The sequence below is a fragment of the Sorangium sp. So ce834 genome (genome assembly GCF_051521425.1).
Classification (GTDB): domain Bacteria; phylum Myxococcota_A; class Polyangia; order Polyangiales; family Polyangiaceae; genus Sorangium; species Sorangium cellulosum_D.
On the sequence record NZ_CP150351.1, the window covers coordinates 971,239 to 993,130 of the forward strand.

Annotated in this window: 19 protein-coding genes and 1 pseudogene; 7 read left to right on the forward strand and 13 right to left on the reverse strand. The window is 70.1% G+C overall.

The window, feature by feature from the left end:
- Positions 1–23: 23 nt before the first annotated feature.
- The 5 genes from WMF20_RS03620 to WMF20_RS03640 are packed head-to-tail and all read right to left on the reverse strand — an operon-like array spanning position 24 to position 6,163.
- Positions 24–1,622, reverse strand: a complete 1,599-nt coding sequence (locus WMF20_RS03620) for a DUF1552 domain-containing protein (protein ID WP_437610700.1) — start codon at positions 1,620–1,622, stop codon at positions 24–26.
- A 15-nt stretch (positions 1,623–1,637) separates the two neighbouring features.
- On the reverse strand, positions 1,638–3,332 hold the full coding sequence (locus tag WMF20_RS03625) for a DUF1592 domain-containing protein (RefSeq protein ID WP_437610702.1): 1,695 nt from the start codon (positions 3,330–3,332) through the stop codon (positions 1,638–1,640).
- Between the two features lie 19 nt (positions 3,333–3,351).
- Positions 3,352–4,344 (reverse strand): hypothetical protein, encoded by a 993-nt coding sequence (locus WMF20_RS03630; RefSeq protein ID WP_437610704.1) that lies wholly within the window; start codon positions 4,342–4,344, stop codon positions 3,352–3,354.
- The gene (locus WMF20_RS03635) at positions 4,337–4,930 is read right to left on the reverse strand and encodes an RNA polymerase sigma factor (RefSeq protein WP_129573022.1); all 594 of its coding nucleotides are present in this window, start codon (positions 4,928–4,930) and stop codon (positions 4,337–4,339) included. The genes WMF20_RS03630 and WMF20_RS03635 overlap by 8 nt, the downstream gene beginning before the upstream one ends.
- Before the next feature lie 36 nt (positions 4,931–4,966).
- Positions 4,967–6,163, reverse strand: coding sequence for a hypothetical protein (locus WMF20_RS03640; protein ID WP_437610706.1), 1,197 nt, complete (start codon positions 6,161–6,163; stop codon positions 4,967–4,969).
- Between the two features lie 488 nt (positions 6,164–6,651).
- On the opposite strand from WMF20_RS03640, the gene WMF20_RS03645 reads away from it, so the two are divergent.
- Positions 6,652–7,251 carry a hypothetical protein gene (locus WMF20_RS03645; protein WP_437610708.1) on the forward strand — a complete coding sequence of 200 codons (600 nt, stop codon included), beginning with the start codon at positions 6,652–6,654 and terminating at the stop codon, positions 7,249–7,251.
- Positions 7,252–7,385: 134 nt separating this feature from the next.
- On the opposite strand, the gene WMF20_RS03650 is transcribed toward WMF20_RS03645, so the two are convergent.
- Positions 7,386–8,561, reverse strand: coding sequence for a sigma-70 family RNA polymerase sigma factor (locus WMF20_RS03650; protein WP_437610710.1), 1,176 nt, complete (start codon positions 8,559–8,561; stop codon positions 7,386–7,388).
- Between the two features lie 430 nt (positions 8,562–8,991).
- Here WMF20_RS03650 and WMF20_RS03655 point away from each other — a divergent pair, with 430 nt between their 5' ends.
- Genes WMF20_RS03655 through WMF20_RS03665 form a run of 3 tightly spaced genes read left to right on the forward strand, consistent with a single transcriptional unit; the run spans position 8,992 to position 12,127 of the window.
- Positions 8,992–9,936, forward strand: coding sequence for a hypothetical protein (locus WMF20_RS03655; RefSeq protein WP_437610712.1), 945 nt, complete (start codon positions 8,992–8,994; stop codon positions 9,934–9,936).
- A gap of 29 nt (positions 9,937–9,965) precedes the next feature.
- A complete protein-coding gene (locus WMF20_RS03660; RefSeq protein ID WP_437610714.1) occupies positions 9,966–11,075 on the forward strand; it encodes a hypothetical protein in 1,110 nt (369 codons plus the stop codon).
- Positions 11,072–12,127: a hypothetical protein gene (locus tag WMF20_RS03665; RefSeq protein WP_129573026.1), complete on the forward strand. Its 1,056-nt coding sequence runs from the start codon at positions 11,072–11,074 to the stop codon at positions 12,125–12,127. The genes WMF20_RS03660 and WMF20_RS03665 overlap by 4 nt, the downstream gene beginning before the upstream one ends.
- 150 nt (positions 12,128–12,277) lie before the next feature.
- Here WMF20_RS03665 and WMF20_RS03670 read toward each other — a convergent pair whose 3' ends face one another.
- From WMF20_RS03670 to WMF20_RS03690, 5 genes and pseudogenes are all read right to left on the reverse strand, one after another.
- Complete coding sequence (locus WMF20_RS03670; RefSeq protein ID WP_437610716.1) at positions 12,278–12,751, reverse strand: hypothetical protein; 474 nt, start codon at positions 12,749–12,751, stop codon at positions 12,278–12,280.
- A 12-nt stretch (positions 12,752–12,763) separates the two neighbouring features.
- Positions 12,764–13,141 (reverse strand): hypothetical protein, encoded by a 378-nt coding sequence (locus tag WMF20_RS03675; protein WP_437610718.1) that lies wholly within the window; start codon positions 13,139–13,141, stop codon positions 12,764–12,766.
- Complete coding sequence (locus WMF20_RS03680) at positions 13,138–13,446, reverse strand: hypothetical protein (RefSeq protein WP_437610720.1); 309 nt, start codon at positions 13,444–13,446, stop codon at positions 13,138–13,140. The genes WMF20_RS03675 and WMF20_RS03680 overlap by 4 nt, the downstream gene beginning before the upstream one ends.
- A 254-nt stretch (positions 13,447–13,700) precedes the next feature.
- Complete coding sequence (locus tag WMF20_RS03685; RefSeq protein ID WP_437610722.1) at positions 13,701–14,405, reverse strand: DUF6968 family protein; 705 nt, start codon at positions 14,403–14,405, stop codon at positions 13,701–13,703.
- Between the two features lie 58 nt (positions 14,406–14,463).
- A pseudogene (locus tag WMF20_RS03690) lies at positions 14,464–15,743 on the reverse strand (AAA family ATPase).
- A 568-nt stretch (positions 15,744–16,311) separates the two neighbouring features.
- Between WMF20_RS03690 and WMF20_RS03695 the strand changes: the two are divergent.
- Positions 16,312–16,641 carry a hypothetical protein gene (locus tag WMF20_RS03695; RefSeq protein WP_437610724.1) on the forward strand — a complete coding sequence of 110 codons (330 nt, stop codon included), beginning with the start codon at positions 16,312–16,314 and terminating at the stop codon, positions 16,639–16,641.
- A 184-nt stretch (positions 16,642–16,825) separates the two neighbouring features.
- Positions 16,826–17,422 carry a hypothetical protein gene (locus tag WMF20_RS03700; protein WP_437610726.1) on the forward strand — a complete coding sequence of 199 codons (597 nt, stop codon included), beginning with the start codon at positions 16,826–16,828 and terminating at the stop codon, positions 17,420–17,422.
- A gap of 22 nt (positions 17,423–17,444) precedes the next feature.
- On the opposite strand, the gene WMF20_RS03705 is transcribed toward WMF20_RS03700, so the two are convergent.
- Positions 17,445–18,869 (reverse strand): chloride channel protein, encoded by a 1,425-nt coding sequence (locus WMF20_RS03705; protein WP_437610728.1) that lies wholly within the window; start codon positions 18,867–18,869, stop codon positions 17,445–17,447.
- A 213-nt stretch (positions 18,870–19,082) separates the two neighbouring features.
- Here WMF20_RS03705 and WMF20_RS03710 point away from each other — a divergent pair, with 213 nt between their 5' ends.
- On the forward strand, positions 19,083–20,051 hold the full coding sequence (locus WMF20_RS03710) for a sulfotransferase domain-containing protein (protein WP_437610730.1): 969 nt from the start codon (positions 19,083–19,085) through the stop codon (positions 20,049–20,051).
- Here the strand turns inward: WMF20_RS03710 and sat are convergent.
- Positions 20,039–21,835, reverse strand: a complete 1,797-nt coding sequence (gene sat, locus WMF20_RS03715; RefSeq protein ID WP_437610732.1) for a sulfate adenylyltransferase — start codon at positions 21,833–21,835, stop codon at positions 20,039–20,041. The two genes, WMF20_RS03710 and sat, sit on opposite strands and share 13 nt — an antisense overlap.
- Positions 21,836–21,892: the final 57 nt, after the last annotated feature.

Consider the following 21,892-nt stretch of genomic DNA (forward strand, 5'->3'; position numbering starts at 1 on the left):
CGCCTGCGGGGAGCAAGCAACGACTAGCTGCTCGCGCGAAGAGCCGTGAATTCTCCCGGATCCTTGATGTCCGGTGGGTTATTCACGTCGGCAAAGAGCTTGGTGTCGTCGTGCTTGCCGAAGTGAGTCACCTCTCGCGTGCCGCCTATCGCCGGGAAGCCGTCCGGACCGGCCTTCACCCCGATGGCGTTCATCAAGTTGCAGAAGTACTTGTTGATCGGCTGCGAGGCGACAGTCGACGGAGTCCCCAGGTTATGCAGCTCGTTGTACCTGAGCACAGACGGGCCGTCCAGCCACCTGCAAGCACCCTCGCTGTTGCCGCGGGTCAGGTCGGCGCTGCCGCCGTCCACGTTCACGGCCTGACCCACCTTGAAGTAGCCTCCACAGCTCCCGGCCTGGAGGATCGGAAGGTTGTTGAGGTTGCGGGCGGCGCCGTCCGAACATTCCTGGAACCAGACGGTCGCGGTGTTGTCGAGGAGCTTCACGTCGCCCTCCTCGATACTGTCGAGCCGACCGACGAGGTATGCGAATTTCTTCGCGTACCAGTCGTCGATTTCTCGAAGCATTTCGAGCACGCCAAGCGCGCAATCCCCTTCGATCGATTGGGTGCCAGTGCGGTGGGAGAGGCCATCGGAATCTCTGCCATGATCGATGCCGTCCCACTTGAAGACGACGGCCGGGGGGAACTTCATGAAGATGACGCGGTTCTGGTCGCAGATGGCCGAAAGCACCGCGAGGTCCAGAATGACCTTCGTGCGCTTCGGCACGTCGAAGCTTGAGCCGTCACCTTCCGCCGCCTGCACGGATCCGGGCGTCAAACCGAGCGCCGCCGCGATCCCTGCGGAGCATTCGGCCCTGACCGTGCCCGATGTCTGGTGGAGGAGATCCACCCAGTCAGAGAGCTTTCTCTTGTCCGACTGGCTCATGTCGACCCTCTGGAGCCTCGCCAGGTCGTCTCGCACGATGTCGACGATGCTCTTTCCGCGGGCCACCTTGTACGAATCCGGCGACACGGGGCCCTGACCGAAGAGGTTCGTCAGGTCGTTGAAGACCTCGATCGGCGACCTGACGCCCCCGAATATCTCTCCGGGCGCGGAGTACGAGATATTCGATCTGGTGTCTTGCCGTTTCTGGCCCATGGACATCACGAGGGGAGGCGCGCCATTGGGGTTGACCTGCTCCGCACAGAAGTGATCGAGCGAGCGGCCGGTTGGCTTGGCGTTGAGCTTGTCGCTCTCGGGCGTCACCGGGTGGCAGGTGAAATACGATCCGATGACCTGAGTGTGGGGATCGTTGTTCTGGCCGTAGGTCCGCTCCAAGCTCCACTCGTTCATCGCTCGGATGCCGCGGGGCACCAGGAGCTTGGGCGCAAAGGGGGCGAGGTGCTTGAGCGTCGTCGCCTCGTAATCGGCGCCGGTCAAGGTGCCATGGGCCTTCTTCGGGAACCATCGATTCGTAACGCAGCCGTTGTGCGTAAAGAACACGATCAGCCGCTTCGGACCTTCGACGCCGCCCGACTGCGCCTTCGCGGTACGCTCCGCGACGGAGCCCAAGAAAGGCGCAGCGACGACAGCTCCGCCCAGGCCTCGGAGGAATATTCTTCGGGTCAGATTCTTCGTCATGTTCGTATTCCCCTCTCAGTCTCCGACGACTCGCAGACGGAAAGAATCTGCTTGGGTAAGATCGGCGAGCAGATCGAGAATGGTATAGCCGTCGTCAGACAGCTTGATGCTGAGCTCATCGACGACGCAGGCGTCGCTCGAGTTCGGCGACCGTCGAGTGGCAAAGGAGACCCACCGCTCGGCATAGTGGCGCCTGACGCCCGGACCAGCGCCGAGCTCGGTCATCAGCTCGATGGGTGTCGTGATCGTCTTGGTGTTGTCAGCGCTAAAGTAGACGTCGGCGGTCCCGTCGATGGCACCGCCGAGCGGATCGGTCGTCTGCGCCTTACCAACCGCGTCGTACCTCTCGAGCACGAAGCCCGGCGGATTGGTAAAAGGCACGTGACACGCGGAGCACGCCGCCGTGGAGGTCAAAGCCTCGACGACCTGACGGTTCGTGGTGTAGTCGTTCGGAGGGACCGACGATGTATCCATAAAGGGCTCTGGCGGCAGGTCGATCCCGAGTAGCCTCGTGATGAACGCGCCCCGGAGGATCGGGTTCGTACTGGCGTAGGACGAGTAGGAGCTCAAGAACCCAACGCGGGTCAAGAACCCCGGCCGCTCGCTCGGGTCGAGCTCCACCCGCGTCAGCTGCGTACCGTAGCTCGCGGGATTGAGCCCATAGAGCGGAGCGGTGTCCTTGTTGACGAAACCGATGTTGCTCAGGAAGAGGTCCTTGAGCGACCCCGCCGCGAACGCCACCTCCTCGAAGAAGGCGTCCATCTCTGCCACCATGAGGGGAGCCGCGTCCGGGGAATAGTCGGGGTACTTGGTCCTGTCGTGATCGCGGGTCCCCCACGGCGAACCTGCGCGAATCTCCGCCAAATCACGATGGAAGGCGACCACGACCCGCGCCGTCTTTTGGCGGTTCTGAATCATCCGCCGCGCCTGCGCCAAGATCTGCGCCTTGGTGGTGAGCTGACCAGCATCAGCCGCGGCGTTCAGGATGTCATCCGGAACGGAATCCCAGAGCAGGAACGAGAGCCTCGCCGCCACTTCGTGGCTGGAGAGCTTGATAGCGTCTCCTTCTCGCTCCTGCGCCAGCTCGGGGAGCATGATGAACGAGGGCGAAGCGAGGAAGGCGATGAGGACGGCCTCAGCAACCTCTTCGGGCGTGCCCGGGGGCTCTAGCGTGGTGAGCCGCATGAAGCTCTGCACCTCCTCTTCTATCAGAGGACGACGAAAGGCCTTGCGACCAAAGGCGCGAATCGTCGCCTCGAGGCACCCTGGCGCCGCCGGATCGCAGGCAATGAACTTGGACTTGTTCGGCCCGGCCATCAGTTCGGCGGCAATAGATTCGGCTACCACGAGGTACCTGTTCCACGCGAGATCCGTCAGGCTGCCCTCGAAGTCGGAAACGAGGACCTCAGACGGCGGGCGGTCGTCGGCGCTCGCCAAGATCGTCACGCCGAGCAGATCCTGCACCACCGCGTCGTACTCCCGGTTCAACAGGCGTGGGATCTGGGACGTCGCCGGGATGTCGTGGATGCAGACACCTGAGCTCCCCCCGACGCCCGAGCTCCCCTCGACACCGGAGGCGGTGCCGTTGCCACCGCCTCCGGCATTGTCATCGTCATTGCCATTGCCCAGAATCGTGATCCCGCACCCAGAGACGAAGAGCGAGAGCACCGAGGCGCAGCAGAGTAAAGATACGTCATCCAAGAGCCTCATGACAAAGCCTCCTGCGGTATCAATCTCCGAGTCTGTTCCCCGGGATCACGAATTCGTCGCGCGCGTCGATCCCGGCGGCCGATTCGATACGCTTCGCGTGAGGGCTGCCCGGGTGCGCTTCGAGGAAGCGCCGCGCCGCCGCATGGGCGCCCGCGCGATCCCCCTGGCTCGCCAGCGCTTCGACGCGGATCACGGCGGCCTCGTCGGTGAGCTGAGCGCCGGCGAACTCGCGCGCATGGCGATCCAGCAGCGCGAGCGCGGCCGCCGGATCCCCCCGCCGCAGCGCGCGCCGCGCGGTGTCGAGCAACGCGAGCTCGGAGGCCAGCGTCGGCGCGCGCTTCTCGGGCGCGCGCGGGCTGTTCGCCGCGGGGGCGGCGGGTGCCGGGGCGGCAGGCGCGGCCAGAGGCGGCCCCTCATCCGCTGCAATCGGCCCTTCCGCTGTGAGCGACCCCTCCGCTGGAGGCGGCCCCTCGTCCGCGCGCTCCTCCGGGACTCGCCTTGCCTCCGCCTCTGCGGCGCGGCGGGCGGGCGGAGCACTGAACGCTGCCGGCGCGCTGGGCGCCTCCTGAGCGTGCCTCTCCGGCGCCGACACGCTGACGACGCCCGTCCATTCCACGACCCCAAGCGTGAGGACCCCCGCGAGCACGCCGATCCCGAACGCGCTCAAGATCCCACCCCCGGCGGCCGCGCCCACCGCCGCGCCGCTCACCGCCGCGCCGCTCGCCGCCGCGGCCGCCCCACCCGTGGCCGCCCCGCTCATGGCCGCCCCACCCGTGCTCGCGACCGCGCCGCCCGCGCTCGCCGCGGCCGCGCCGCCCGCGCTCGCCGCGGCCGCGCCGCCCGCGCTCGCCGCGGCCGCGCCGCCCACGCTCGCCGCGGCGGCGGCGACGCCGAGCGCGACGAGCGTGCGCCGGGTCAGGCCGCTCGGCACGCTCTCGTCGAGCGCCGCGCGGAGGAGCGCCGTTTGCAGATCACTCCCCTTCTGGTCCAGGAGGCGCTCAGGATCACTCATTGCACTCACCTCGGAAATGGGCTCGCGCCTCGAGCCGCCTCACGGCGGCCTGGAAGTGCTCGCGCGCGCGGCGGAGGCGGGAGGCGACCGTGCCCGCCGGGAGCTCGAGCATCGCGGCGATGGTCGCCGTCGTCAGCTGCTCCAGCTCGAACAGCACGAAGACCGCGCGCAGATCGAGCGGCATGGTGTCGAGGATGGCGTCGAGCGTCGCGCGGGCGCGCGCGCGATCCATCATCTCCTCGGGATCCGGCGCCGGATCGACGCGCTCGAGGGGCTCGTCCTCGAGGACCTCCCGGCGCCGCTGCTGCGTCCTCCGCGCGCGCGAGGCGATCCGCAGCGCCGTGCTGAACAGGAACGCCGACTCCCGGCCGTATTCGATGTCCCCGAGCTTCCGGGCCACAACGAGGAAGACCTGCTGCACCGCGTCCTCCGCGTCAGCGCGCGGCACGCCGAGCCGCACCAGCGAGCGCCACACGAAGGCCGAGTGCTCCGCCACGAGCGCGGCAAGGCGCCCCGCCGCCGCCCGGCTCTCGGGGGGAACAGCGGCGGGGAGCTCCATCAGGGTCAGCGCTTCACCACGGCTCACACCTCGAGCAATCTCCGGCTCGCGACCGCCTGATCATCAAAACGAGAGGCCGGCGCCGACGTGGAGCGCCCACGTGACCGCGGGCACCTCGTGAATGACCAGCGCGGGCCTCTCGAACATAAACGAGCGCTGTACCAGCGGAAATTGCGGTCCACCGTGCACGTCGACGCGCACGAGGGCGCCGAGCGAGGCGGTCATGCGCGCGAGGAGCCCGAGGCTGGCCCACGGTACCGTGGCGTCCTTCACCTCGGTGATCGTGTCGCCGACCAGCCCACTGCTGTGGAGGAAGCCGCCCTCCGCGCCCACGCAGGACCCGAGCGAGAGCCAGCGCGCCGGTCGGAGGACGTCCGCGCAGGTGTCGAGCCGACCGATCCAGCGGGTGAAGCGGGCGCCGCCCGGCCCGACATCGATGGCGCCGGTGGCGGCCACCTCGGCTGCGACGCGAAATGACGCGCGGAGGCCCAGATCGGCGCGCAGCTCGACGAAGGGCCCGCCGCCGAGGAGGGCCTCGGGCGCGACCCCGGACGCCGCGCTCGCCTGGATGCCGAGCGTCCACCGGCGCTCCAAGGGCAGCGGCCGCTGCGGGGAGCGCAATGCACCGGCGGCCGGTGACGGCGGGCGGGGCGGCGCGGTCGCGGGGCGCGCGACCGGGGCGGTTGGGGCCAGGGACGCGGCTTGCGGCGGCCCCGCGCGCGGCGGGCTCGCCGGTTCCGGCGCCTGGCCGCCGGGGGGGACGAGAGCCCCGGCCGGTGGCGCAGCCCCGGTGGGACCCGCGGCGGCGCCCGCGGCCCCGGCGGGGTCCGGATCCTCGGACGAGCGCGGCTTCGCGGTCGGCCGCTGCGGATCGAGGGATGCGGTGGGGTCGACCCAGAGGGCCGTGATGAGCGCCAGGGCCGCGACGACGTCCGCGCACGTGGCGCCGCCGACCTCGCGGACGCGCGCGTCCTCCTCCGTGCCGACCGTGATTCGGCCGCGGCTTTCGCCCTCGGCCGAGGTGATGTGCACGCGCACCTCGAGCGCCGCCTCGTCCGGCGCGGCATCACGGGCGAGCTCCGTGCGCGCGGTCACCTCGCGCAGGAACGCCTCGGCGCTGGGACAGCCCTCGTGCGCCTCGTACGCGACGCGCAGGGGCTGTACCTCCGCCCGCGCGTCGGCCCCGGTCAGGACGCCAGCGAGCACGGCGACGGCCGCGAGCCAGCGCGGGGGCAGCACGGCAGTCTCGAACGATCGCACGGCGGCGCAGGTTACACCGAACCGCGCCGCCCGGGCGGACCATCGAGGCGGAACTGCCCGACGATGAGGAATTGGCGAAGGAGCACAAGGTACTGGAGATGCACTACGGCGAACGCCAAGAACACCCCCTCCAGGGATTTGCTGAGGCTCATCTTACTGCACGCCGGAACCGACCTCGGGCTGCGGCAAACCGTGGCCGTGGTAGCCGAGAGCGGCGGACCCAGCGTCAGTCATGTGGCGCTGCACGAGAAGATAAGGTTGAGCGCCCCCCATCTCCATGCGCTGGTCGGTCGACTGGCACAGGGAGATGAGGCGACGCCAGAGCGGTAGGCAGGCTACGAGGTCGTGACGGTCGACGGCTCGACCCCAGCTGGTCCCAGCGTCTGCCGACCGTGGCCGCGCAGCTGGACATGTGTGTTGGCGCAAATCGGTATCGCGGTCATTGGGCCTTAGCGGCGGAGCAACCACCGAAGCTTCCTGCGAGCCCGGTGGAGTTGCCGCACCGCCGTCGAGCTGGGCATGCCGAGCGCGCGTGCGATGTCGCGGATACCGTGGCCGACCGCGCAGCGGGCGAGCATCTGCTGGTCGCGCTGCGGCAGCCAGGATATCGCGATGCGCACGGCGAGGAGGCGCTCGCGCGCATCGAGGAGAAGCTCGTCGTCGCGCGGCGGCTCCGGCCGGACGCTCCACGGATCCGCCACCGGGATTTCCCGGCGGACCCAGGCGCGCTTGCGGTGGTGTCCCACCTTGCGCCAGACGATGCCGTAGAGCCAGCCGAGGAGCGCTCGCCGCGGGTCGACGGACGCGTCCGGACAGTATCTGCCCTCCTCGACGGCGATCCACGCGGCCAGGATCGCGGCCTGCGCCACATCCTCGCGGTCGCGGGGCGATACACCGAAAGAGAGGACGAGCGCGGCGATCCAGCGGCGCTCGGCGAGGATGCGCTCTACGGGAATGCGGAGCGCGGGGTGCTTTGCGATCGATGGAAAGCGTCGCCGGGGCGTGCTGCGGTCGTGGACAGCGGTTGTCGTGCGGCGTCGAGTCGGCATACCGGATCTCGCCAAGCGGCGTTTGTAGAGAAGCCCTGAAAGCCATCTCGCCCGCGGCGGCCGTGCGCCGCCCGTGCGCGCGAGCCGACATTGCGGCTCGTCGGTCGAGTCGACCCACGTCGAGGATTTGGGGCGCCGGCAGTCGTGATCCGTCGTCGCGGAGGCGCTCTTCTTCAGCGGACGCGCGCCGTGGGCGTCGAGGAAGCCAGGGAGTTGTCGCGGCCGGGCGCGGCAGCGACGCCCGGCAGCTCGTGGCGGGGCTGCTCCAGCAGCGCACGCGCCAGCGCGTCGTGCCCGATGGCGCGGGCTGCGGCGGCCATTCTCTGGCGCAGGTCGTCGTCCTGCGCGCCGGGCCGGCGCTGCGGCTGGCGGGGCAGGGGGCCCGGAGGACCTGACGCGCTGTCGCTGGTCATCGAGGAAGACATCGCTCCTCGCGACGGCGTTTCGTCGTTCACCACCAAATACGCGTGCTCGCTGACTCCTCCTGCCGGCGTGGCTGTCGAAGCCGCGTGAGGATGCGCGGCGATGGAGGGGGCCGGCGATGCCGCGCCTCCGGGAAGAGCGCCGCCGTGTCCGACCAGCAGGAGCCCTGCTGTCAGGACGACGCCCAAAGCGCCCACCGCGAGCGAGGCGCAGGCGTGAGCGACCGTTCGGAGCCGCGGCGCCCTTGCGGCGGACATCGCATGACGGAGCGCGCGCCCGGCGCGATGCAGCAGGCGCTCCCGCGCCGCGCGGCGCCGCGAGCGCTCCCCCGAGCAACCTGCTGCGCGCATCGGCAGCAGGGCGGCGAGGCGGCGGTGATGGCGCGCCTGCCAGCGGCGCGCCGCCGCCTTGAGCTCCTCGCGCCCATGGCGGACTCGGCTCTTCGCGGTGGTGGCGGGTATCGAGAGCAGCTCCGCGACATGGCCGATGCCCGCTTCGTCGAGCTCGTGGGCGATCACCGCCTCGCGCCGCTCCGGCGGCAGCTCGAGGAGCAGCTTCGACAGGAGCTGCCGCCGCTCGCGCTCCATCTGGCGCTCCTCGGAGCTCGGCGCCTCGTCGGCGACCTCCAGCGGCTCGTCCGGCCACGGCGCCTCGCGCCGCCGGTAGGCGCGGCGCCGGTACATGGATGCATGGTTGTGGACGATGGCCTTCAACCAGGCGCGCAGCTCGCCCCGGGCCGGATCGAACGTGGCGAGGGCCCGCGAGATGCCGTGCAGCACCTCCTGCAGCACGTCCTCCCTGTCGGCCGCCGGGATCCGCTCCGACGCCACGCAGCCGCGCAGGTAGCGGAGGTGCTCGCGGACGACGGTCTCCCAGGTGGGCGGCGGCGCACCGGTGGGCGCGCCGCGCGGATCCTTTGCATCCATGCCCGATCCATTATCCGCCGGTTACCCGATGGCGCTCGAAATCGTTCGCGCTTCCCGAGCTGACGGTGTTGCGTTGTCATTGGATTCCGGGTGCCAGGAGGGCGCTGAGCCGACGTGGCGAGGCGTGAGGGCACGCCGGAACATGATGCTTTACGCGGACATCGTTTCATTTCTCATCCGAGCGCTTGCTCGTTCGGCGCTTACGGCGCGTGCTTGCGGGCGAACAGCGGGCTGACTAGGCTCGGCGCCCATGCGCTTGGCGAGGTGCGCGGGGCTTGCGGTGCTGTTGGTTGCCGCAGGCTACAGCCGCGGTGCGCTGGCCGAGGAGCCGCAATCGGCGGGCTCGGGGGTGGGGGGCTCGCCGGTGGCGGTCGCGCCGTCAGGAGTCTCGGGCTCGACCGCTTCGCCCTCAAGCGTACCGCCCGCGGACATGGCAGCGACGCTCCGCCGCGCGGAGCAGGCGCGGCGCGCCGGGCGATGGGAAGAGGCCGCGGCGGCATACCGAAGCGCCTGGGCGTCGACCGGCGACCCTCGCTGGGCCGGCGAGCTCGGGCTGGCGGAGCTCTCGCTGCGCCGCTACCGGGACGCCGCGGAGCTCCTGCGCCGGGCGCTCGAGGCGGAGGACGCGCTCGCGCCCGACAGGAAAGCTCGGGTCCAGCAAGGGCTCCGGCGGGCTGCGCAGGAGGTCGCCGCGGTCGCGATCGTGGTGGGCAAGCCCGAGGCCGAGGTGTTCATCGACGGCCGGCGCGTCGGCCAGGGGCTCGCCACGTACGTGGTCTATGTCGAGCCCGGCAGCCACGAGGCGCGGGCGACGCTCGCAGGCCACGAGGACGGCGTGGGGCGCTTCGAGGCGCAGCGCGGGGACACGCCGGCGATCGGCCTGGCCTTGAAGGAGAAGCCGAAGCCGCCGGCGCCGCGGCCGGCGGCGGCACCGCCTGCCGCGGCGTCCGCGCCGGGGCCGGCGGCGATGCGGCCTGCGGGCGAGGGGACGGCGGTCGGACCGGCGATCCGGATCGGGGGGCCCGCGCTCGCGTCGGCGGGCGTCGTGGTCGGCGCGGGGTTCGCGCTCGCGTGGGCGGTCAAGGACGGCGAGGCCGCGACGTTGCGCGAGCAGATTCGCAGCGTGAGCGGGGAGAACGGGTGCAGCCCGAAGAAAGGGATCACCGACGCGCGGTGCCCCCATCTCCGCGACGCGCTCGAGGCCCGCGATGCCCTGGGTCTCGTCGCGGTCGCGAGCCTCGTGGCGAGCGGCGTGATCGGCGCGGCGGCGCTGTCGTCGTTCTGGTGGGCGCCCGCGCCGGACCACGGCGGCGTCCGCGTGGTGCCGCGCGCGACGGCGCACGGCGGCGGCGTCCGGATCGAAGGGGCGTGGTGAGGACCCGGCGTGAAAGAGGAGAAGCGGCGATGAGACGATGGGAGGCCGGGCAGGTCCTGGCGGCGCTGGCGAGCGTGGGCGGCGCGGCGGTCGCGATGGCGAGCGGCTGCGGGACCGTGGACGGCTACGACTGCCACGAGCTCCTGGCGTGCGACGTCATGAACGAGGACGGCACCAGCAACGGGGGCTGCGAGGGGAGCTGTGTTCCCATGAAGCTCTCCGGCTTCGAGCAGGGTGTGTACCTGGTGCGGGTGACCTCAGGCCTCGAGGACCTCCGGTGCGACGAGGCCGTGGTGTTGAACCCACGCTGGAACGAGGAGGAACGCAAGAACATGACTCCACCGTTGTACAGCGAGCTGTTCGTCGCGCCGGGAGCGCATCCGGGGTGCGGCCCGTGCGCGTGCTCCGCGCCCGCGTGCGTCCTCCCGGCCGGCCTCACGGTGAGCTCCGGCTGGATGTGCGACGACAGCCCTGGCGAGACGTTGACCCCGTTCGACACACCGGCCGGCTGGGACGGCGCGTGCGTCGCGCCCGGCGCGGTCGGGGCCGAGGCGTTCGGCTCGTTCCGGATCGCGCCCGTCACCGCGCGCCCTTGCGAGGTCGTGACGTCCCCGGTGCCGCGCGACGGCGATGCGCCCGCGGGAGGGCAGGTCGTGGTCACCTGCAACGCGTTGCGGGGCGACATGTGCCCGGGCGCTGCGCAGGTCTGTGTCCTCGGCGCGGAGGAGGTCAGCCCGGGCTGGCGCCGGTGTCTCCTCTCGGAGGACGACAAGGACGTCGGGTGTCCCTCCAGCGAGGGGACCTCGGGCCTCCACTTCTCGGAGCAGTTCACGTTCTGGCGCGAGGTCGAGGACCGCCGCGCGTGCACGCCGTGCTCGTGTACCGAGACCGCGCCGAGCACGTGCGAGGCGCTCGTGTCGACGTTCGAGGACGGCGCGTGCGACGATCTCGTCGCGGCCGCCGTCGTCGCCGGCAACGGCGTCTGTCACGACGCCGAGCCCGGCTCGACGCTCGGGAGCGTGCGCGCGGAATGGCGGGTCAACGCGCCGGGGAGCTGCGCGCCGAGCGGCCGGGAGCTCGTGGGCGAGCTGAGCTTGAGCAAAAAGGTGATCGCCTGTTGCTTGCCGGAGGGAACATGACGCGCGCGATCGGGACGACGTGGATTCGGACGACATCGATGGGGGCGGCGCTCCTCGCGCTCGGCGCCGGGGCGGCGCTGCTCGGGGCGTCGTGCAACTTCGGCCCGTGCCCTGGCATCGACTGCCCCGATCCCCATGCCGGCACCTGTCCCTGGCGTTGCGCCGAGCCCGTGTGGGACGGCAGCTACTCCGTCGACGGCTTCGAGAACCGGCGCGTCCGCGTCGCCTGGGTGGGGAGCCCGCGCGACGCGCCGGACTGTGAAGCGTCCAACTACAATCATTTCCGGGATTACTATCAAGAGCCGAAGTCCCTCGATCGCTGTCCCCGATGTGTGGCCGAGCCGCGGAGGGGGAGGCGATACGAAAGGGTCGAGCTCGTGAAGGGCGACAACTGTACCGAGGACGTGGTCATCGAAGCCCCCACCGTCAGCGAGTTCGTCCTGCCGCCTCACTGGGACGGCAGCTGCGTGTCCCAGAGGACGGACGTGGTGCCGGCGCCGGACGACGTCGACCTCGGCTGGGGCACCGCGGAGTATGGACTCTGGGACTGCGACACGTCGCTCTCCCTGGAGGATGTGGACGCCCTCTGGGGGAAAATCGTTCGGGTGTGTGAGCGCACCTGGCCCATGGATCAGTACTGCGCGAAGATTGGCTCCGAATGTATCCCGGTGCCGGCGCCAGGCTTCCGCGAGTGCCTTCAGTATTTCGGTGAGGACGAGCTCCAGGCGTGTCCTCGCAGCCACCCCGAGCTCGTGCGGGCCCACTCCGGTGTGGAGGGGTGCACCGAGTGCGATTATGACGCCGATGGCGACCGGAGCGGGACGCGAACGCTCACCTTCTACGCCGACGAGCAGTGCTCGCAGCCGATTCCCAGCACCGATGCCCGCGGCAACGGTCAATGTTTCGACCTGCCGCCCGGCGTTTTCCCGCGGAGCGTCAGCGCGACGTTGACCGTCGAGAGCATCCCTGTCTGCGAACCCAGAGGCGGCGAGCAGGAGGGCGAGCTCAGGCCGGGAGGCGTGGCGACCTTCTGCTGCGGGCCGCCCGCGTGACGCGGAGGGGTCCAGCTCCGCAGCGAAAGCGCTTGGAACGGCGCAAGACGAACGAGCTCGTGCTCGATCTCGGCAATTCAGCCGCGGGGAGGGCAGGCGAGCGAACCGAGCCTGCCCTCCCCGTCGGTCTGCGACGCGGCGTTGGGCAGCTCAGGACGCGAACGCATAGAACCCGTGGAGGACGGGCTTCTTCCCCATCGTCATGATACCCAGATGCCGCAGAATCTCAGCGTCCCACACGAGATCCGATTCAAACGTAAGCTCCTGGCCGGTGACGTCATTCTGCACGGAGACGGTGAGCGCGACGGTCCGCTTCAGCCGGTACGAAAAGTCGATCGCGGAGATCTCCATGCCCCGAAGCACACAATAAACCATCGCGCGCATCGCGCATGACGTGGGCGATGCGAACATCTGCACGAGCGGCTTCATGGCCTCGGGCTCATTCAGCATTTCGCCCAGTGCATCGATCTTCGCCGGAGCCAAGCGCCGGCTGAGCTCGCTCGATAGCTCCGCGATCTCGGCGGCGATCTGGCGAAGCCGCACGTCGCGATCCTGCTGGAGCAGCCAACCAACGCCGCTGGCTTCGAGAAGTCGTGCGAGATTGGTGAGTTCTTCATCGCGCATGGCGTGCTCTCCTCAGGCTGCTTGCAGGACGATCCTGTTGGGCCGCAGTGACACCAGCAGCTCTCGCGCCATGTCTGCGAGGGCAGAGTCGGGGCGATCGACGACGAGTGTCACGTTGTCATCGGCTACGATGAGATGAATCATGGCGTCTTGATTGTCTGCGGCGGCCCCCTTGGACGTCCACGATTGATAACTTGCGTTGTCACGATAGACGATCAGCTCGGCGGGGCCGATGACCGGAAAATGGAATTCGCGGATCGGAACGCCATTCTCCTTGTCGGCATGCTGGATTACCGCATTCGGCCACTCCGTGCGAATGGCACGAACCAACAGATCCGTATCATGCGCCTTGGTCTGCCCGTACAGAACGATGTCTGCTCCGCCGATCATAGGCCCGTAGCTCCTTTGAACTCCTGACGCTCTTGGGTGACGGTATAGTCGACAGGTGAATAGAATATGTAGGTGCCGCGCCCGCCGTGTAGCGGCTTGAGATCTCCGGCGTCGTGAAACTTGAAGACGAATTCCAGCTTCTCGCGCGGGATCCGCAGCCTGACGGCTAGATTGGGAGCTTCAGGAGAAAGCGTGGTAAAATAGGCGCCCTTGGGGTGGTCGGCAGGGGGCTCGGAGGCCTTGAAGCACCAGTCGAGCTGGCTCCCGATCGCATTGTAGCCCGTCTTGCTCGTGAAGTGATTCATGGGGCTGTGCGCAGCTTACCGCGAGGTCGGATCCTCGGCAAGGGGCCGACCTGGACGTTCGACGCACGCCCCGAGGCTTCGGCTGCCCAACGGGAAGACCGCCCGGGAAATGCCCTGCTCTCTGGAGCGCAGCCTCGTGCGCCTCCCATGTCCCGGCCTCGATCGTCGAACGGCGCATCCTGGATCTCGGAGCTCCTTGAAGCCCCCGACCGGCGCGGCCGCGGCGCCGGCGCCGGCGCCGCCGGGTCTGTGCTTCATTTCGTTGCTGTGCCCGATCGTTCCTCGATCAGGATCCGCGGGAACCAATGTCCTGCCGCGCCTTCCCTCGTATGAAACTCCCCATCTTCCGCGAGGCTGTCCAGAAGGATCGGGGTGAGATAGAGCAGGTGCGTCAGCGCTTGAATCGAGTCTTCTCCCGCCCCGAAGCGACGCTGGACCGCGCCTTTCGGGCCGATGATCTCGCACGGAGCGCGCCAGTAGCCTCTGGACATGTATGGATGCCCGAGGCACACGATCACGCTCTCCTCGCTGCCATCCTTCCCCTTCAGCGTCAGCGCTCGCTCGCCGAGGACGTCCACTTTTGCGAGCATCATCTCGCTGCCGAGGCTGGAATCGTGTTCTGACGCGATTCTCGGCGCGAGCCGCCAGGCTTTCGGCTTCTCGGTAGGCTCTCGTTCCACGGGTTGATTGCTTCCGGATAGCTCGATGGATCCACGCTCCGCCATGGCCTCGATCTGGGCATCGAGGAGCAGGAATGCGTGCAAGATGGCCTGAGCCTGGTCCATGCCATGGGCTCGGTCCGTCGTACCGGCTTTTCCTGTTTTCTCCACTTCGACGTCCACGTGCCAGATGCCGTTGATTCCTGGTTCTGGATGGCCGAACCGGGCGACCACCGTCCGAGGCGGTGAGCCGTCGGAAGGCTTGAAGACCAGCTTCCGCTCTCCGAGGATCTCGTTCATGCGTCGTCCGATACCCGCCCTCGGCGCCCGGTCAAGCGGGAGATGCGTCCGGTCGGGCTCAGGCGAGGCTCTCTACCTCGTCGCGGACCAGCGGGTCGCCGACGTCGAAGTACCCCTCCATCCAGACCAGAGGTGACCGAGCTTGCCGCCGGCCTCGTACATCGCGCGGGCACGCTCCATGTCGGCGACGCGGCGGGCCTGCGTGTAGCCGTGCTCGTCTCGGTAGAGCACGCGGAGCTCCTCGGGACGGAGATCCGAGACGAAGAACGGCGAGTGCGAGGTCACGAGGAGCTGCGTCCTCTCCGAGGCGTTGCGGCACTCCTCCGCGAGCTCGGGGAGGAGGCGCGGGTGGAGGTAGTTCTCTGGCTCCTCGATCCCGATGAGCTGCGGAGGGGAAGGATCGTAGAGGACCGTGAGGTAGGCCAGGAGCTTGAGCGTCCCGTCCGATGCGTACTTGGCGAGGACCGGCCTCTCGAACGGCGCGTCCTTGATCTGGAGCAGCAAGCGCCCGTCCTGCATCGCCTCTGCGGTGACCTTCTCGAGCTTGGGGACACGGCGCGCGAGCACCCTCAGGATCGTATCGAGGCGCTCCTCGTGCTGCTCCTTGAGGTACTGGATGACGTTGGGCAGGTTGTCGCCCGTCTGGGAGAGCCGCTCCTGGGGTCCAGCCTCCGGCGTGCTGCGGGCGCTGTCCGCGGAGAGGTAGGTCATGTACCAGCTCGTGATGAACCGCCGCAGCGCGCCGACGCGTGGATGCTTGGCGAGCTGACCGAGGGTGTTCACCGCGAGGAGCTCGGGCGAGTCGAGGCGCTCCTCGATGCGCTCGGCCGTCTCGTCGGGATCCTCGCCGGAGACGACCTGGCCCTCACCCCGCTTGAAGTCCAGGAAGCGCCACGGCCGGCCGCGTTCCCCGCGCCGCCAGCGCAGCCACTCGCTGCCGATCACGGGGCCGCGGGGCTCCTCGTCGATCTCGAGGTGGTAGGTGATGAGCGGGGTTCCGGGCTTCTCTCGGTACTGGAGCTCGAGGACGATGGGCCCCTCGGCGCCCCGGGTGCGGAGCTCCTTGAACCGGCCGCGCCGGTCCCAGGCCTTGCGGAGGCCCAGCGAGAAGGCTTCGGAGAGGAAGGCGAACACGTCGAAGACGGTCGATTTGCCGCTCCCGTTCGGCCCGAGGAGCACGGTGAGCGGGGTGATCGCGTCAAGATCGAGCTGCCTCAGCGCGCGGTAGTTCTCGACGTGGAGCGACTCGATCCGCGGCACGCTCGCCTGGTTGGGGGCGCGGGGCTGCGGGTCGGTTGCCCGCGCCCGTCGCCCGGGGTCCCGGGTTGTCTTCGTCATCGCTTCTTCTTCCCCTTCCGCGCCGCCGGTTCCACGGCGTTGCCGAACCGATCCTTCTGCACCGGCTCGGCGGTGAACAGCAGGGGTTGCCTCTCGCCGGACACACCCCCGCGTACGGGCTCAGGCGTCTGCCGGCGCGTCAACGGCGCTTCCTCGGGCCTCCCACGACTCCTCGACGCCCTGCTCGAGCTGCCAGGGCAGGAAGCGGTCGCCGAGCCGGGCGGCCACGGGCTGGGGCTCCCTGGCGCGCGCGTCGCCATCATGCCAACCCGGGGGTCGCCAGCCGGTCCACTCATGGTAGAGGCTCACATCCTGCGGGTCGCTCGTCGCCGCTGGCCGCGGGACCGAACGGCGCGCCGACGGCTAGATGTAACAACCCGGGCCGGTGTCCGGCGAAAAAACGCTTCCCACCTTCGCGCAGCGGCGCGGTCGAGCGACCGCGGCAGCCGTGGTCTTCGGAGCGGCGCAGCGCGAGCGTGCCGAGAAGATCGCGGGCGAGCCCCCGTCGAGCAGCGCTCGGGGCTGCGAGCCGGGGGGCCACCGGGGGTGCGAGGCGAAAATGGGCTGAGTGAAGCGGTTCAGGGCGACCGTGGAGCGGTTCAGGGCGACCGTGGAGCGGTTCAGGGCGACCGTGGAGCGGTTCAGGGCGACCGTGGAGCGGTTCAGGGCGACCGCGGAGCGGTTCAGGGCGACCGCGGAGCGGTTCAGGGCGACCGTGGAGCGGTTCAGGGCGACCGTGGAGCGGTTCAGGGCGACCGTGGGATGGATGAGGACGGCTCTGGAGGGGCCAGCACGCTCCTCACGAAGTACTCAGGCCTCTTCCGTGCGCTCACGGCTCGTGAACGAGCGCGGAGAGACCCCGGAGCGCTGCCGGAGCCGAGCGCACCGTCGATGGTAAAGAGTTGCAGTGACCCTGCTCCTCCTGCGGTTGAGCTGCGGCTGCGGCCGATGCTGTTGTCACGAGAGCCATCTCCGCTCTCGTCCTGGCGTGGAGTTCGTGCTCCGGTGGTCTGCCATGCTTGCGGGCCCAGATATGCCACCTTACGGTACCCGCTCGCAACCGCAGCACGGGAGGAGAACCAATGCCCTCGAAGAAGAAGGATTCGAATTGGACCACGTGGGAAGACATGCCGATCGAGGAGTTCCGGGCGCGCGCCGAGAAGGCCAAGGCCCTGGCCGCCGAGTTCGGCGAGCGGCTCGACAGCCTCTTCCCGGGGCTCGTGACGCTGACGAAGGAGCAGCGGCAGACCGCGCCGCGGCTGCGTGACGGCGAGCACGCGATGCTGAACAAGGTGCTCGACGTGGTGAACATGAAGCCCGCCCTGTTCGAGTCGCTCGCGGATCAGGACGAAGGGATGGACCCGAACCGCTTCGAGACCGCCCTGCTCCGGGACCGCATCGAGAAGCACCTGCTCTTCAGCAAGCTCGCGGAGAGCCTCGCGCCGATCGGAGGGGAGCTCGGCGACTCGACGCTCTACACCGCCATCAAGTTCCGCGAGGCGCTCTACGCGGCCTACCGGATCGCCAAGACGCACGCGCAGACCGATCGGAAGGTGATGGACGTGCTGGCGCCGGTCATCGATTTCATGCGCAGGAACGCCGCCACCGCGGCCGCGGCGAAGAAGAGCCGCAAGCCGGCGCCGGCCCCGAGCGCGATCGCCGTCGCAGACGACGCGTAGCCTCGAACCCGCCGAGCACTCGCTAGCGACCGGATCCCCGGCGCGCGCCGTCGCGCGGCGCCGCGGCGTGCTCCACCATGCGCCGCCCTTCCATCGTCATCTTCCAGCCGATCCCTCGCTGCCGGAGCTCCGCGGTGTAGATGGACTCGCGGCGGAGCCGACGGGACAAGAGCGCCGCGATCGCGGTGGCGAGCACGAGCGGAAGGACGATGGCGTAGTCGCCGGAGAGCTCGAAGACCATGACCGCGGCCATGAGCGGGGCGTGGGTGGTCGCCGCCGTCGCGGCCGCCATCCCGACCAGCGCGTACCCCCCGGCCTCGCCGAGGGGCACGCCGGCGTGGGAGAGCGCCCAGGCGTAGAGGACGCCGGCGCCTCCGCCGAGCAGGAGGGTCGGCGTGAAGACGCCGCCCGGGCTCCCGGACGACACGGACGCCGTCGTGGCGAAGCACTTGCCGAGCAGCAGCAGCGCCACGAAGCCGACCGAGAACCGCCCGTCGAGCACCGCGTTGAGCGGCTCGTAGCCGTTGCCGGCGACCTCCGGGAGGAACGCGACGACCGCGCCCGCCAGCGCGCCCCCCACGGCCGGGCGCCAGGGCAGCCCGAGCCAGGGCCGCCGGAACTGGCGCTCGCCGAACGACAGCAGCCGCATGAACCCCTGGGCGCCCAGCGCCGCGGAGATCCCGAGCCCGGCGAAGGCGAGCAGCTCGGCCGGCGACCGGAGGTGGAATGTGCGCTGGCCATAGATGGGGTCCTCGCCGAGGACCGAGCGCGTGATCGCCGCGGCGATCACCGTCGCGATGAGGGCGGGCACGATCGCGTCGAGCACGACGACGCCCGTGACGACCTCCAGCACGAACAGCACCGCGGCGAACGGGGTGTTGTAGGCCGCCGCGAACCCGGCGGCGGTCCCGGCGGCGATGAGCAGCCGCGCCCGGTCGATCGGCAGGCCCAGGCGATCGCTGACGAGCTTGCCGGCCGCTCCTCCGAACTGGATGAGCGGCCCCTCGCGGCCGATCGAGCCGCCGGTCGCGATCGCCAGCCACGACGCGGCGGACTTGAGCAGGGTGACGCGCATGGACAGGCGGACGCGCCCGAGGACCACGGCCTCCATGACGTCGCCGACGCCGTGCCCCGCGGGCGCCCGCGCCACGAGCATCCCCAGCAGGCCGGCGAGGAGGCCGCCCGCGGCCGGCAAGGCGAGCCGCGCCCAGCGCGGCGCCGCGAGCATCGCCGACACGACGTCCGACGTGCCCGCGGCGCGGTGGAGCGCGAGCGCGAGCGCCGAGCGGAACGCGGCCGCGAAGGCCGCCGCGGCCGTGGCGACGAGCAGGACGCCGAGCCCGAAGCGGACGCTCGCGCTCCACCGCGCCGCGGGCGCCGCACGCGGCGCGGCGGCCTCGCCATGGGCCGGGGCCGCCGGGGCGTCGGGCGAGGCTGGAGGTACCACCCGGGGACACTACCACCCGGGGCGTCTGCTCTCCTTGCCCGCGCGGGCGGCGTCCCGCAGGGGGCCTGCGGAATGCAGCCGGGGCTGGTCCGGTTCTTGAGATGCCATTCCCGTCGTGACATCGAAACGGCGGGCGTGGCCGACTGCCGCCAGGTGCGGGCGAGCCCGTCGTCCGGGCGTCCTGCGCGCAGCGGCGATGAAGGAGGGTGACACATGGTCACGAGCGACAGGTTGATCGCGCCGACGCGGATCGTCAGGGATTACCTCAACAGCTCCCTTGTCTGGAACGACTTCCTGGCACAGGGCGGCTTCATCTCCGGCGACATCGTCGTGGCGGACCCGTTCAAGGCGGGGACCACATGGACCCAGCGCATCATCCAGCAGATCCTCGACAACGGAGAAGAGCAGGAAGAGGCGCTCTCGGACACCTCCCCCTGGCTCGACTCCAGCTTCGGCGACCACGCCGCGATGCTGGCGATGCTGAAGGCGCAGCGCGAGGCCGGCGAGCGGCGCGTGCTGAAGTCGCACCTGCCCGCGGACGCCGTGCCCATCGCCGCGCAGGCCCGCTACATCTTCGTCGGCCGGAACGGCAAGGATCTCGGCATCAGCTTCCACAACTACTTGAGCCAGTTCTCCGCCGAGACCATGGATACAATCAACCGCATCCACGCGGCGTGGTCCGGCGATCCGACGCGCCTCGTGATCCCGGAGAGCATGCAGGAGTTCTTCGACCGGTGGCTGGACACCGACGGGTACGGCTGCTGCGACCTGTTCGACGTCGTGCGATCGTGGTGGAAGCTCCGGGACGAGCCGAATGTGCTCCTCGTGCACTACCGGCGGCTCAAGGAGGATCTGCGCGGTCAGATCGTGCGCATCGCCGGGTTCATCGACGTCGATCCGGCCGGGCTGCGGTTGGATCGGATCGTGGAGCACTGCTCGTTCGGCTACATGCGCGCGCGAGCCGAGCAGATGGCCCCGTTCGCCGGCGCGCACATGCGGGATCCCAAGGCGTTCTTCCACAAGGGGCCGGCCCGCGACTACCGCGCCGAGATCACCCCAGCGCAGAGCGCGCGCTTCGATCGGCTGGCGCTGGAGAAGCTGGGGGGCGACTGCGCCCGCTGGCTGGAGACCGGCGAGGAGCGCCCCGGCGCGTCGGCCGGCGGGCACCCTCAGGCCGCCTGATCGTGCGCTCGCTCCCGCATCGCCGAGAGGAGGATCTGCGCGACCTCCGGGCGGCTGAACTCGGGTGGAGGCAGCTTCCCGGCGCGCAGGAGCTCGCGCACCTGGGTCCCCGAGAGCGTGATGCGCGTCTCCGGCCCCCCCGGCGCGGTCTTGTCGGTCGCCATCCCGCCGACGACCGTGGACCAGAAGGCCTCCTCGAATTTGAGCGGCTCGATGCCGAGCTCGCCCGGGAGGAAGTCGTCGAACGCGCGCTGCGCGTCGTACGTCCCATAGAAGTGCCCGACGCCGGCGTGGTCGCGCCCGACGATGAAATGGGAGCAGCCGTAGTTCTTGCGCACGAGCGCGTGGAAGAGGGCCTCGCGCGGCCCCGCGTAGCGCATGGCGGCCGGATACAGCGCGAGGACGACCCGGTCCGCGGGGTAGTACTTCTCCAGCAAGAGCTCGTAGCAACGCATCCGCACGTCCGCCGGGATGTCGCCGGCCTTCGTCGCGCCGACGAGCGGGTGCAGCAGGAGCCCGTCCGTGATCTCGAGCGCGCACTTGGTGATGTGCTCGTGCGCGCGGTGGATCGGATTGCGCGTCTGGAACCCCACGACGCGCCGCCAGCCGCGCGCCTCGAAGGCCGCCCGCGTCGCCGCCGGATCCCGGGGATGCTCCGGGAACTGCGGCACCACGGGGCGATCGACCAGCCAGACCTCGCCGCCGAGGTACACGTCGCCCGACGACCGCAGGGAGGCGACGCCCGGGTGGCTGACGTCCGTCGTGCCGTAGACGTCGCGCGCCTCAATATCCTTGTCCGGTGTCCAGCGGTCGACGAGCTCGAGCACACCGACGACGCGCCCGTCCGGCGCTGCCAGCGCCACCTCGCTGCCGAGGGAGAGGCGGCCGGCGTCCTCGCCCGGGACCGCGAGCGTGATCGGGATCGACCAGACGAGGCCGCTCTCCAGCCGCCGCTCATGGACCACGCGCAGGTAATCCCGCGACGTCATGAACCCCTTGAGCGGGGAATAGGCGCCATTGCCGATGAGCTCCAGATCGCTCGCCCCGCGCTCGTCGAGCGTCACCCTGGGTAAGCCGGCCGCGCGCTCGAGCAGCCGTAGCCTTGTCTCGCCGCGAACGAACCTGTCGACGAGCTCCCCGCCGTGCGGGGGCACGAGGCCCGTCCGCGCCGGCTCGGCCGGCTGCGCCGCGGGACGGACATACCCGAGCTCCTCGAGCTTCGCGAGGATCCGGGCGACGCCCTCGCGGGGCGACTCGCGATCGGTGTGGACGACCACCTCGGGCGAGCGCGGCGGCTCGTACGGGTCGTCGATGCCGGTGAAGCCCTTGATCTCGCCCGCGCGGGCGCGCGCGTAGAGCCCCATGGCATCCCGGCGCTCGAGCACCTCGATGGGGCACTCGCAGTAGACCTCGCAGAAACGCCCGATCGCGCGCCGCTGCTCGTCGCGGATGTCCCGGTAGGGGCTGATCGCCGCGGTGATCGCGCATCCGCCGGAGCGCGCCACGAGCCTCGCGACGAAGCCGATCCGGCGGATGTTCGTGTCGCGATCCTCTCGCGAGAACCCGAGCCCCTTGGAGAGGTGCGTGCGGACGACGTCGCCATCGAGCGACTCGACATGCACGCCCCGCCGCGGCAGCTCGGCAGCCAGCATGGCGGCCAAGGTCGACTTGCCGGACCCCGACAACCCAGTGAACCACACAACGAAGCCCTCGCCCGACGCCATTTCGTACCTCTCCCCGACGCGTTCAGCGCGCGTCAGGGCTTCGGGCACGCAGTATGCCATCCTGCATGGGCGCGCTGCCCGACGCGCGGGCGGCCGTCGCCTGCCTCCCGGCGGCGC